Genomic DNA, 12,877 nt, shown 5'->3' with positions numbered 1-12,877 from the left:
GCATTTGCGCTGCTGCTGGTTTTGCGTGATCTATTCCCAGTCGACCTTGCGGCGGTAGAGCGCATAGGCCTCGTCCGCGATTCCGGGTTTGGGCAGGGCTGGCGAAGAACGGTGGGGCGGTGTCCCAGCCTTGATCTGGGCCTCCCGGGCCGCGAGGGCGGCTGCGGCCTCGTCGTCCATAAAGGCGTCCGTCTGATCGTCTTGCGACGGATCACCTTGCTGGTCGGGATCCTCCTCCGAATGTTCGCCGCCATGATGGTCTTCGCGGTACATCGAGCGCGCGCCGCCGTCATCGGCCTCGTCCTTCGAGAATTCGTAAGGCTGCATGGCAAAGGGTACACCCTCTACGATCTTCATGAGCACTGGCGCATAGGTTTCATCGATCGCCTGCTGCGTCACCAGCGGCATTGCCGCTTCCGACGCGGCGTGCTTCCTCGCAATCGCCGCTGCTGTTTCGGTTGCCGGCGGTTGTGCGGCGGCGAGCGGCGATTGGCGCGCCGCACCTTCCGGCAGTGCTGATCTGTCGGCGATTCCCTCGGGGAGATCGGCAAGAGCCGCCTCGTCGAGGACAAGATCGATGTCGACGGCAGGATCGGGGTCGGCAGCTTCCAGCAGCGTCTCGCTCTCCTGATCCTGAATGATTGCAACGATCAGCTTCGTGGTGTCGCTGGAAAGTGAGGCAGGAATTGCCGGCCAGCTCTTCGGAATGATGGGGTCACCTTTCGAGCCCCCCCGAGGAGTGTCGGCTTGCGCCGTTTCTTGTGTTGAATCGGGGGTATCCTCCAACTCGCGGCTCGGCGCGGCCGATGGTTCTTCGGCCTTCACTTCGGCGGGAGCCGCGATCACTCGTTCCCCGTTGGCGGTCGCCTTGGCAATTTGTGCAGGTTGGTCGGCGGCTGGGTCCGCTGATGTGGGGAGTTCCGTTCCCTGTCGCGGAAGTTCGCTCTCCTGTTTCGTTGCAGCGGGTGTCCGTACTGCACCGGCGAGACTGTCGCGGTGAATACTGATTTCGCCTCTCTGTTCCTGGCGCGGTGGTGACGCGTCGTTCTGGCCGTATGAGCGAACAACAGCCCGCGTTGCGAGATCGCGATCCTTATAGAGGAGACTTTCCAGATAGGTGGCAATGCGAGCTGCCTCAGGCCCTGCCGGGTTCCGGAGGGCTTCCGCGAGCACACGTAGCGGCATGGTGTGGCCTTGCATAGCAAGCTGGCGTTCGACTTGCTCGATCTTGGCCGGCGGCAATTTCTGGATTGCAGTGGCCAGGCGGGAGGCAAAGGCAAGGTCGGCCTCATCGTCCTCCCGCGGGATTGAAAGCGCCTCGCTCGTGGTGTTGAGCACATCGAGAAGGGCGTCGACCATGCGCGCCCGCACCGCCAGCAGGAGGATGTTGAGCTTGCCGGCAACGGAGGAATTGAGATCAGCACCCTGAATTTGGTGGACGGGAGCAACAGTGCTTGCAGCGCGGACGAGGCCGTCCGTGCTCACAGCCACAGTCTGGCCTTGGGAGGATAAACTTGCATTTGACGCTGCACGAACCGGAGTCAACATGGCATGCTCCTTCTTTCGTAAAGTGCGGTGAAAGCAGGTTACAAGAAGGCCGCGCTCATCGGGCCCGTCGCATTCCCCGGCAGTTCCTCCTGCGCGATGTGGCGCTCCATCGCGCCGTCGAATGCATAAAAATTGGTAAACAATCTAACGAAGTGGCGGTTAACGAATCGATAATGCCGGCGCACGGATGACCGAGCCCGGTTCCATCTGGCCAAAATCCGGAAATCCCTCAGCTGTGAGCGAAGATGTCGGTTTCTTCCCAACCGAGCAGATCGAGTTTGGCGCGGGTCGGCAGAAATTCGAAACAGGCGGTCGCGTGCTCCATGCGGCCGTCGCGAACCAGTCGTTCGGTGAGCTTGTCGCGCAGCGCGTGCAGGTAAAGCACATCGGAGGCGGCGTATTCCAACTGCGCCTGCGATAGGGTCGCGGCCGCCCAGTCGGAGGATTGCTGCGCCTTCGAAATGTCGACCTCGAGCATCTCTTTGAGGTTGTCCTTGAGGCCGTGCCGATCGGTGTAGGTCCGGCTGAGGCGCGAGGCGATCTTGGTGCAGAAGACAGGCTTCGTGGTGACGCCGAACGTATGGAAAAGGACGGCAATGTCGAAGCGACCGTAGTGGAAGATCTTCTGTTGCCCATTGGTAAGCAGCGCAACGAGGTTCGGCGCCTCCTTCTGCCCGGCTGCGATGCGGATTACATCGGCCGAACCGTCGCCCGGCGAGAGCTGGACGACGCAAAGCCGGTCCCGGCGCGGCACGAGGCCAAGCGTTTCGGTGTCGATGGCGATGGCTCCGGTGTAGCGGGCCGCGTCCGCCGCGGAAATATCACCTTCGTGGTAACGTATGGTGGCTGCCATCGATCTCGTCTCTCACTCAAACTGCTACTTCTCGCGCTATAGCGCAAAGCCGGCACGGACGATACCGCGATGGCTCAGAATGTCGGCGGCGTATTGATCCAGATGAGGATGGTTTCGCCGTCGTGACGGTTGCGCCAGGAATGGTAGCGGCGGCTCTCGAAGTAGAGCGAGTCGCCGGGTCCAAGATCGAAGAACTGATCGGAATCGAGCACCAGTTCCAGCCGTCCCGAGAGCACGTGCATGAACTCCTCGCCTTCGTGGCGGTACGCGCCCTCGCTTGCCGCCCCCGGCGCAAGCACGAAACGGTGACAATCCATCATCGTGCGACCCTCGGCCAGAAGCTGAACGGTGACACCGGGCGTCGTTTCCGGCCAGGTGCGCCAGGCGCCTGCGCGAACCACCTCGGGTACGTCGTCTCGTTCCTCTCCGGAGAGACGAGAAACGGTGGTGTCGTAGTATTCGGCAAGGTCGTGCAGCGTTTTGAAGCTCACGCCCTGGGATGTGCGCTCGAGCGTCGATAGCGTCGAGGCGGCAATGCCAACATCACCGGCAACCTGATCGAGCGTCTTTCCCGCACCATGACGAAGGCTACGCAGGCGCCGACCGAGATCCGATGCATCTGCCGAGTCGGCGTTTTCCGACGGTTCTTCGCTTTCCAATGCCTCACGAATGGCGGCGGGATTGAGCCCGCGCTCCGTTCGATACCAGGCTATCTTCTTTATGCGCGCGACATCTTCTGCGCTGTATTGCCTGTGACCGGTCTCCGACCGATCGGGAACAACAAGCCCCTGGCTTTCCCAAAGACGCAGGGTGGATGCGGAAACGCCCGCTGATTTTGCCGCCTCCGCCACCTTGTAGCGCACGGGCATCCCATTGCTCATAAGCCAATTATTCCCGGTTCGTTTTGTTTTCTTGAGGCCGTCTCCGGCTCTTCTCTTCTTCGCGCGACCATCGCTGAAAACGACGCCGGTTTGAAGCATAAAATGCCGCTTGCATTCTTGCAGGAAAAATGTAGGAATTTTCTACATGTCTTGCAGAAGTTATGCAAGATCGTTTCCCAATAATTCCAGAGCGCAGGAACGCCCCGATGACCGCGACCACCCTTACAGACCGGAAGAATGCCGCCATTTCCCGTGGCGTTGGCATGACCACGCAGATCTATGCCGATCGCGCAGAGAATGCCGAGATCTGGGACAAGGAAGGTCGCCGCTATATCGACTTCGCGGCTGGCATTGCCGTTCTCAACACCGGTCATCGCCACCCGCGCGTGATCGCTGCCGTCAAGGAACAGCTCGATCACTTCACTCATACCTGCCATCAGGTCGTCCCCTACGAAAACTATGTGCACCTTGCCGAGCGCCTGAACGCGCTGACGCCGGGCAATTTCGCGAAGAAGACGATCTTCGTCACGACCGGCGCAGAAGCCGTCGAGAATGCCGTGAAAATCGCCCGCACTGCCACCGGTCGCTCCGCCGTCATCGCCTTTGGCGGCGGCTTCCACGGCCGCACCTTCATGGGCATGGCTCTGACCGGCAAGGTTGTTCCCTACAAGGTTGGCTTTGGTGCGATGCCGGGTGATGTCTTCCATGTGCCGTTCCCGGTCGAGCTTCATGGCGTCACGCCGGATCAGTCTCTGGCTGCCCTGAAGAAGCTCTTTGCCGCCGATGTCGATCCGCAGCGCGTTGCCGCGATCATCATCGAGCCGGTCCAGGGCGAGGGCGGTTTCTACTCAGTGCCGGTTTCCTTCATGAAGGCGCTGCGCGAGATCTGCGACCAGCATGGCATCCTGCTCATCGCCGACGAGGTCCAGACGGGCTTTGCTCGTACAGGCAAGCTCTTCGCAATGGATCACCATGAAGTCGCTCCCGACCTGATGACGATGGCAAAGAGCCTTGCCGGCGGCTTCCCGCTCGCGGCCGTCACCGGTCGTGCGGAAATCATGGACGCACCGGGACCGGGCGGCCTTGGCGGCACCTATGGCGGCAATCCGCTTGGCATCGCGGCCGCCCATGCGGTTCTCGACGTCATCAAGGACGAAGATCTTTGCAACCGCGCCAACCAGCTTGGCAGCCGGCTCAAGCAGCGCCTCGAATCGCTCCGCGAGAAGGTACCGGAGATCGTCGATATCCGCGGCCCGGGCTTCATGAACGCCGTCGAGTTCAACGACAACACGACGAAGCTGCCGAGCGCCGAATTCGCCAACAAGGTGCGCCTGATAGCGCTGGAAAAGGGGCTGATCCTTTTGACCTGCGGCGTCCACGGAAACGTCATTCGCTTCCTCGCCCCGATCACCATTCAGGACAATGTCTTCGGCGAAGCGCTCGACATTCTGGAAGCCTCGATCCTCGAAGCAAGCGGCAAGTGAGGCGATAGCCTTTTGCCTGGAGTTACATGACATGGCATTCACGACTGCACTGACAAAACACGTTCCGTTTTCTTCGCCCTTCCTGCGCGACGCCGGTTACATCAACGGTGTCTGGACAGCCGGTGGCGCCACGAAGACCTTCGACGTCCTCAATCCGGCCACCGGTGAAGTGCTGGCCTCGCTACCGGATATGGGGGCCGCCGAAACGCGGGAAGCGATCGATGCTGCCTATGCCGCGCAGCCGGCCTGGGCAGCGCGCCCGGCCAAGGAACGCGCTGGGATCCTGCGCAAGTGGTTCGACCTGATGGTCGCCCATGCCGACGAGCTGGCGGCGATCCTGACGGCTGAAATGGGCAAGCCTTTCGCGGAAGCCCGTGGTGAGATCCTTTATGCCGCCGCCTATGTCGAATGGTATGCGGAAGAAGCCAAGCGCATCTACGGCGAGACAATTCCCGCACCGTCGAATGACAAACGCATGATCGTCATCAAGCAACCCGTCGGCGTTGTCGGCACCATCACGCCCTGGAATTTTCCGGCCGCGATGATCACCCGCAAGATTGCTCCGGCGCTCGCCGTTGGTTGCACTGTCGTTTCCAAGCCGGCCGAGCAGACGCCGCTGTCGGCGCTGGCGCTTGCCGTGCTTGCCGAGCAGGCCGGTATTCCGGCCGGCGTCTTCAACGTCATCGTCGGTGAAGATGGCCCCGCGATCGGCAAGGAACTCTGCGGCAACGCCAAGGTGCGCAAGATCAGCTTCACCGGTTCGACTGAGGTTGGTCGTATCCTGATGCGTCAGTGCGCCGACCAGATCAAGAAGATCAGCCTCGAGCTCGGCGGCAACGCTCCCTTCATCGTCTTCGACGACGCGGATCTCGATGCAGCCGTCGAAGGGGCTCTGGCTTCGAAGTATCGCAATGCCGGCCAGACCTGCGTCTGCGCCAATCGCTTGTATGTCCAGTCCGGCGTCTACGATGCTTTTGCCGCAAAGCTCGCTGCGAAGGTAGAGGAAATGTCCGTCGGCGACGGCTTCAAGGCCGGCGTGGCCATCGGCCCGCTGATCGATGAGCAGGGGCTGGCGAAGGTCGAAAGCCAGGTCGCGGATGCGGTGTCGAAGGGCGCCAGGATCGTCACGGGTGGCAAGCGCGTCGAAGGTGCCGGCACCTTCTTCACGCCGACAGTGCTGACGGGCGTTACCCGCGAAATGAAGGTCGCGCGTGAAGAGACCTTTGGTCCCGTCGCCCCGCTTTTCCGCTTCGACACCGTCGAGGACGTCATCGCCCAGGCCAACGACACCGAATTCGGCCTCGCCGCCTATTTCTTCGCGAGCGACCTCAAGAAGGTGTGGCGCGTCGCCGAGGCGCTCGAATACGGCATGGTCGGGATCAACACCGGCCTGATGTCGAGCGAAACAGCGCCCTTCGGCGGCATCAAGCAATCCGGCCTTGGCCGTGAAGGCTCACGCCACGGTGCAGATGACTATCTCGAGATGAAATATCTTTGCATGGGCAATGTCTGATCACTTGATCGCGCGCGCCTGGAAAATCAACGGGATCGCCGGCAACGGCGGTCCCGTTTTCTTTTCGTCGGTAGAGCAGCTTTATGATTGCTGGGCGACGGGCTGCCAATCCGGCAGCGGGAATACGCGGTCGTAGGCCCAGTTGAAGACGAAGGCGTAGACCATGTAGAAGAGCGCGAAGGACACATCCATCATCAGCGCTTGAACAACGCTGACGCCAAGGTACCAGGCGATCATTGGCAGCAACGCCAGAAGTAGTCCCACCTCGAACATGACGGCATGCAATACGCGGATCGCGACGCTCTTTCGCGTGCCGCCGGTCAGGCGCTGCATCAGGTGGTCGAAGCCGAGATTGTAGATGTAGTTCCAGAGCGTCGCCAGCGTCGCGCCGGCAACGCCGATCACGCCGATGTCAGCCATCGGCATGCCGAAGGCCAGCGCGCCGAGCGGAGTGACGAGGGCTAGTCCGATGAGTTCGAAGCTGATGGCGTGACGGATACGATCTGCGGTTTTCCGCATGATAACCCCCATTGGGAATGTTCGGGTCGTCCCGAGTTGATGCCCATAGAGGGGGAGGTCGTCCTCACGCCCTTTTAATAGGTATTCCCGCGCCTAAAAACAAGGGCCGAGGGTAGGTCAGTAGTGCGGCGGCCGTGTGATGGCGGGGGCTTCCAGTGATTGCTCCTCAAGCGACAGAAACCGTTCCGTCAGCCTGTCGAGCTTGGCGCGCGTTTGCTCCACGACCTTCCATTGTTCTGCCAGCTGATCGGACAGCTCCTCGATTGCCTTCGCCTGGTGGGCAACGATTTCCTCGAGTTTCGTTACGCGGCTTGTCTCGTCGGACATGGAACCTCCTTGCCGCAAGCGGCCAATTTCGTCCGCATCTGAAAAGCGGAAATAGTCCGTGTGGTCAATCATTTCGAGGGGCAGGCAGGGTGTTTTGCAAAAGTGAACCGTTTGGTTACTAAAAGCCCTTGCCGCGTTCCGACTTGTGGGATAGGCCGGTAGCCCTCAGGGAGGAATTCTTATGGATGTTGGAAACGGCTTTCTTCATCCGGACCGGCTCTTTCCGGCCGATCCGGCAACCCGAACGGTCGCGCGCGATCTCTACGAGACGGTTCGCGCACTGCCCATCGTAAGCCCGCACGGGCATACGGAGCCGTCGTGGTTTGCCGACGACAAGCCATTCGAGGATGCGTCGTCGCTGCTCGTCATCCCCGACCATTATCTCTTCCGCATGTTGCACAGCGTTGGCGTCAAGCTCGATGATCTCGGCGTTCCGCGCCTGGACGGCAAGCCGGTCGCCACCGGTCGCGACATCTGGCGCGCTTTCGCTGCGCAGTACCATCTCTTCCGTGGCACGCCGTCCAGCCTCTGGGTCGATCACGCGATGTCAGCCGTCCTCGGCTGCGAGGAGCCGCTGACGCCTGGGAATGCCGATGCGCTCTACGATTATATCAATGCGCAGCTGGCATTGCCGGAGTTCCGTCCGCGCTCCCTGCACAAGCGTTTCGGCATCGAGACGATCGCCACGACCGAAGGCGCGCTCGATCCGCTGGTGCATCACCAGACGATGGCTAAGGACGGATGGATCGGGCGCGTTCGCACCACCTACCGGCCGGATAGCGTCACCGACCCGGATGCCGTCGGCTTCCGCGAAAACCTCGTTCGGCTGGGCGAACTCACCGATTGCGACGTGACAAAGTGGGATGGGTTGATCGATGCCCATCGCAAGCGCCGCGCCTATTTCCGCCAATTTGGCGCAACCGCCACCGACCATGGTGTTCCGACGGCTTTCACGGCGGACCTGCCGCTCGCCGACAAGCAGCGCCTGCTCGACAAGGCGCACAAGGGCACGCTGAGCCCCGAGGAAGCGGAGCTCTTCCGCGGCCAGATGCTCACCGAAATGGCGGGGCTTTCGGCCGAAGACGGCATGACGATGCAAATCCACGCCGGCTCGCGCCGCAATACTGATCGTGAACTGTTCCAGACCCGCGGTCCGAACATGGGCGCGGACATCCCGACGCCGACTGATTGGGTCGGTGGACTTTCCGCGATGCTCGCCAAGTACGGCCATGCGCCGGGTCTTCGCGTGCTGCTGTTCACGCTCGACGAGACGACCTATGCCCGTGAACTGGCGCCGATGGCCGGCCATTGGCCGTGCCTGATGATCGGCCCGCCCTGGTGGTTCCACGACAGCCCGAACGGCATTCGCCGCTATCTCGACCAGGTGGTGGAGACGGCAGGCTTCGCCAACCTCGCAGGCTTCAACGACGATACGCGGGCGCTTTTGTCGATCCCCGCCCGCCACGATGTCTGGCGCCGCGAGGTCTGCCGCTTCCTGGCGCAGTTCGTGACCGAACACCGGATGTCTCGCAAGGAAGCCGAGATTGTCGCCGGCGAACTCTCCTACGGAAACGCGAAAAAGGCATACAAGCTGTGACCGAACGTCTGACAAGCCTTTCCGGCCTGGCGCCGACCGCAATGCTTCCCGGCTATGATCGCAAGGCATTGAAGCCGGGCATCCTGCATCTCGGCCCGGGCGCATTCTTTCGCGCCCACTTCGCGCCGTTCACCGATGCCGCGATTGCGGTCGCCGGCGGCGATTGGGGTATCGAGGTCGCGAGCCTGCGCACGGCCGATGTCGCCGATCACCTGAACGAACAGAACGGGCTCTACACGATGCTCGTGCGCGATACGTCTGGCACAACAGCGCATGTCATTGGCCCGATCCTGCGCGCCCATGTCGCGACCCGCAATCCCGGCGATCTGCTTGCAAGACTCGAGGATCCGGCCATCCGCATCGTCAGCCTGACGGTAACGGAAAAGGCCTATGGCTTCGATTCCGCGACGGGTGGGCTCGACCTGAAGCATGCCGACATTGCCGCCGACCTTGCCAACCGCCATGCGCCGCGCGGCGTCATCGGCTATCTGGTCGAAGGTCTTGCGCGCCGTCGCGCCAAGGGTACAGCGCCATTCACGCCGCTCAGCTGCGATAACCTGCCAAGCAACGGCGCCGTATTGAAGCGGCTCGTGCTCGAGTTCGCCAGTCGCATCGATCCGGAGCTTCGCCAGTGGATCGAAGCGAATGTGCCATTCCCATCGACCATGGTCGATCGCATCACGCCGGCAAGCACGGATGCCACCTATCGCGATGCCGAAAGACTGACGGGCCGGCAGGATCTGGCGGCGATCGAGACCGAACCCTTCACCCAATGGGTGATCGAGGATCACTTCGCCAATGGCCGGCCGGAATGGGAAAAGGTTGCTGGCGCCCTGATGGTTGAGGAAGTCTCGGCTTATGAAAAGATGAAGCTACGCATGCTCAATGGCGCGCATTCGCTGCTCGCCTATCTTGGGTACATAGGTGGCTATGAATTTATCCGCGACGTCATGGATGATGCCGGCCTTGCGGCCCTGGCACGCCGTCACATGAATGCCGCCGCTGCTACGCTCGATCCCGTTCCCGGCATCGATCTCGAGGCCTATGCCGACGAGTTGATCGCACGCTTTGCAAACAAGACGATCGCCCACCGCACCTATCAGATCGCCATGGACGGGACGCAGAAACTGCCGCAGCGACTGCTGGAACCCGCGACCGAGGCGTTGGAGAATGGCAGCAAGGCGGAAACCTATGCGATCGCGGTAGCTGCCTGGATGCGCTACGCCCTTGGCGTCGACAGGAAGGGCGAACGCTACGAACTGCGCGATCCTCGTGCAGCCGAAATTGCCGCTCTGCTGGCCGACGTACCGCGCAAGGGTGGCGCTGTATCGAAAGCTTTGTTCGGTTTGCCAGGCCTCTTTCCAGCGGCGCTGACGGGCAATATCGGCTGGACCGAGGATGTCGCGAACAAACTGGAAATCCTGATTCAGGACAACAGGCTCCCGCTGTTTTGAGGGGCGCGGCGGTCGGCTTGCTCGTCACAGCACCGATTTTCCGTGCCCGTTTGGCGTCATTGCATCTGTTGCAATGGTCGGGTTTAGCGCGGCCTACGCCGTCATCCCTGTGCTTGACACAGGGATCCAGTGCGCCCAAGTCCTTGGGCGCGAGAGACTGTTTTCCAATCAGTCATTCACCACGACGACGCGGTGGCTGGACTCCGGTGACAAGCACAGGAATGACGACCCAAGGGGCGAGACGCGCCTATCAGGCCTTCACTCTCACCATCTCTGGATCGTACAACGGCGACAGCGATACGCGGCAAGGCAACCGCACACGCGCGACATCGAGCTCGTATGTGCCCGACAGTACGAAGTCCTCCGTCACACCCTCCGGGTTGCGGACATAGCCGTAACCGATCGGCTTCCCGACCGTGTAGCCGAAGCCGCCGCTGGAGAGCCAGCCGACTCGCTTGCCGTCGCGATAGATCGTCTCGCGGCCGAGCAACACGATATCGGGATCCTCAGGCACGAAGCAGGCGAGCATCTTCTTGACGCCTGTCGCGAGCTGCCGTTCGATCGCCTCGCGCCCCCGAAACGGCGTGTTCTTCCTCGTCTTCACGGCCCAGCCAAGCCCGGCTTCGATGGGCGTGTGATCCGGGCCGATATCCGAACCCCAGGCGCGATAGCCCTTTTCGAGGCGGCAGCTTTCGATCGCGCGATAGCCGGCATTGGTCAGCTGCAGCGGAGCACCTGCCGCCATCAAAGCGTCATAGACCGTCGTTGCGTATTCGACCGGCACATGCAGCTCGTAACCGAGTTCGCCGACATAGGTGATGCGCAGCGCCCGAACCGGGCAGCCGGCAATGCCGATTGTCTTGACGCGCCCGAAGGGGAACGCGGCGTTGGAAACATCGCTGTTTGTCACCTTCTCGAGCACGGCGCGCGCATTCGGTCCCATCAGCGAAAGCACGGAATAGGCGGAGGTGACGTCGACGAGTTCCGCGTGCATCCCATCGGGAATATTGCGTGCGATCCAGTCGAAGTCATGCGTCGCGAACCCGGTGCCGGTCACGATGTAATACTCGTCGTCGGCCACGCGGGCACAGGTGAGATCGCACTCGATGCCGCCCTTGTCGTTCAGCACCTGCGTGTAGACAAGCGAGCCAACGGGCTTTGCCACGTCGTTCGCGGCGATCCACGACAACCCCGCCTCGGCATCACGCCCCTTCAGCACGAACTTGGCGAAAGACGTCTGATCGAAGATCACGGCGGCCTCGCGCACCGCCTTGTGTTCCCGCCCGACGGCCTCGAACCAGTTCTGGCGGCCGTACGTGTAGGTGTCCTTCGGCTCCTCGTTGGCGAAGAGATCGGCAAACCAGTTCGGCCGCTCCCATCCGAGCTTTTCGCCGAAGCACGCCCCCTGCGCTTTCAGCCGGTCGTAGAGCGGCGATTTGCGGCATGGCCGGCCGCTCGAATACTCCTCGAAGGGGAAGGCCAGCGTGTAGTGCTTGCCATAGGCTTCAAGCGTGCGCGTGCGCACCCAGTCGGTGTCGAAATGCGGGCGGCCGAAGCGGCGGATATCGACCGGCCAGAGGTCGTAGGGCGGCTCGCCCTTGGCAACCCATTCCGCCAACGCCATGCCGGCGCCGCCGCCGGAGGCGATACCGAAGGCGTTGAAGCCGGCGCCGACGAAGAAGTTCTTCATCTCCGGCGCCTCGCCGAGAATGAAATTGCCGTCGGGTGTGAAGCTCTCCGGCCCGTTCAGCAGTTGCTTGACGCCGACTGTTTCGAGCGCCGGGACACGGCCGAGCGCCTGCTCCATGATCTGCTCGAAATGATCGAAATTGCTGTCGAGCAGCGTGTAGTGGAAGCCGTCGGGAATGCCATTCCTGGCCCAGGGAATAGGGTTCGGCTCGTAGCCGCCCATGACGATGCCGCCGACCTCCTCTTTGTAGTAGGTCAGGCGGTCCGGGTCGCGCAGCGTCGGCAGGTTCGAGGGCACGCCGAAGGATTCGGTGATGATGTACTGGTGCTCGACGGACACGAGCGGCACATTGACACCGAAGCGCGCCGCAAAGGCCCGCGTCCATTGGCCGGCGCAGACGACGACGCGTTCGCACTCGATCCGGCCATGCTCGGTGATGACGGCGCGAATCCTGCCCTTGTCGATCTCGAGGTCGAGAACCTCGGTATCCTCGAAAATCGAGACACCGGACATGCGTGCGCCCTTGGCAAGCGCCTGGGTGATGTCAGATGGGTTGGCCTGGCCATCGGTCGGCAGAAAGGCGGCGCCGACGAGATCGTCTATTGTCATCAGCGGCCAGAGATCGAAGGCCTCCTGCGGTGTCAGCAGTTGCATCTCGAGCCCGAAGGATTGCGCGGTCGTTGCCTGTCGCTTGACCTCGGTCCAGCGCTCCTCGTTGCAGGCTAGGCGCAAGCCCCCATTCATCTTCCAACCGGTGCCAAGCCCTGTCTCGGCTTCAAGCTTCTTGTAGAGATCGACGGAATAGCCGAGCAGCTGGGTAATGTTGGCGCTGGTGCGCAACTGGCCAACGAGCCCGGCGGCGTGGAAGGTCGTGCCCGAGGTCAGCTTCTTGCGCTCGAGCAGCACCGTATCCGTCCAGCCGAGCTTACCGAGATGGTAGGCCGTCGAGCAGCCGATGATCCCGCCGCCGATAACGACCGCCTTGGCTGACTTTGGCAATTCCTTCGTCAT

The 12,877-nt window shown here is 61.9% G+C and carries 10 protein-coding genes; 4 read left to right on the top strand and 6 right to left on the bottom strand.

Going from position 1 to position 12,877, the window contains the following annotated elements:
- Positions 1-30 precede the first annotated feature (30 nt).
- The 3 genes from JNB88_RS02640 to JNB88_RS02630 all read right to left on the bottom strand — a co-directional run bounded on the left by JNB88_RS02640 (position 31) and on the right by JNB88_RS02630 (position 3,282).
- The gene (locus tag JNB88_RS02640; RefSeq protein WP_220354183.1) at positions 31-1,548 is read right to left on the bottom strand and encodes a hypothetical protein; all 1,518 of its coding nucleotides are present in this window, start codon (positions 1,546-1,548) and stop codon (positions 31-33) included.
- Positions 1,549-1,777: 229 nt separating this feature from the next.
- A complete protein-coding gene (locus tag JNB88_RS02635) occupies positions 1,778-2,401 on the bottom strand; it encodes a ribonuclease D (RefSeq protein WP_220354182.1) in 624 nt (207 codons plus the stop codon).
- A 74-nt stretch (positions 2,402-2,475) separates the two neighbouring features.
- Positions 2,476-3,282, bottom strand: a complete 807-nt coding sequence (locus JNB88_RS02630; RefSeq protein ID WP_220354181.1) for a MerR family transcriptional regulator — start codon at positions 3,280-3,282, stop codon at positions 2,476-2,478.
- A gap of 206 nt (positions 3,283-3,488) precedes the next feature.
- Here JNB88_RS02630 and JNB88_RS02625 point away from each other — a divergent pair, with 206 nt between their 5' ends.
- Positions 3,489-4,766, top strand: a complete 1,278-nt coding sequence (locus tag JNB88_RS02625; RefSeq protein WP_220354180.1) for a 4-aminobutyrate--2-oxoglutarate transaminase — start codon at positions 3,489-3,491, stop codon at positions 4,764-4,766.
- A 31-nt stretch (positions 4,767-4,797) separates the two neighbouring features.
- Positions 4,798-6,279 (top strand): NAD-dependent succinate-semialdehyde dehydrogenase, encoded by a 1,482-nt coding sequence (locus tag JNB88_RS02620; protein WP_220354179.1) that lies wholly within the window; start codon positions 4,798-4,800, stop codon positions 6,277-6,279.
- Between the two features lie 81 nt (positions 6,280-6,360).
- Here the strand turns inward: JNB88_RS02620 and JNB88_RS02615 are convergent, their stop codons facing one another.
- Together JNB88_RS02615 and JNB88_RS02610 are read right to left on the bottom strand one after the other, a co-directional pair.
- A complete protein-coding gene (locus JNB88_RS02615) occupies positions 6,361-6,798 on the bottom strand; it encodes a PACE efflux transporter (RefSeq protein WP_220354178.1) in 438 nt (145 codons plus the stop codon).
- Between the two features lie 117 nt (positions 6,799-6,915).
- Entirely contained in the window at positions 6,916-7,125 is a 210-nt protein-coding gene (locus tag JNB88_RS02610) for a SlyX family protein (RefSeq protein WP_113365392.1), read from the bottom strand.
- Positions 7,126-7,306: 181 nt separating this feature from the next.
- Between JNB88_RS02610 and uxaC the strand changes: the two genes are divergently transcribed.
- Together uxaC and JNB88_RS02600 are read left to right on the top strand one after the other, a co-directional pair.
- Positions 7,307-8,722, top strand: a complete 1,416-nt coding sequence (gene uxaC, locus JNB88_RS02605; protein ID WP_220354177.1) for a glucuronate isomerase — start codon at positions 7,307-7,309, stop codon at positions 8,720-8,722.
- Entirely contained in the window at positions 8,719-10,176 is a 1,458-nt protein-coding gene (locus tag JNB88_RS02600) for a mannitol dehydrogenase family protein (RefSeq protein ID WP_220354176.1), read from the top strand. The genes uxaC and JNB88_RS02600 overlap by 4 nt, the downstream gene beginning before the upstream one ends.
- Before the next feature lie 250 nt (positions 10,177-10,426).
- Here the strand turns inward: JNB88_RS02600 and JNB88_RS02595 are convergent, their stop codons facing one another.
- Positions 10,427-12,877, bottom strand: a complete 2,451-nt coding sequence (locus JNB88_RS02595) for a GcvT family protein (RefSeq protein ID WP_220354175.1) — start codon at positions 12,875-12,877, stop codon at positions 10,427-10,429.

This window comes from Rhizobium cauense (assembly GCF_019511525.1).
GTDB classification, from domain to species: Bacteria; Pseudomonadota; Alphaproteobacteria; order Rhizobiales; family Rhizobiaceae; genus Rhizobium; species Rhizobium cauense.
This window is presented reverse-complemented; position numbering and strand designations above follow the sequence as displayed.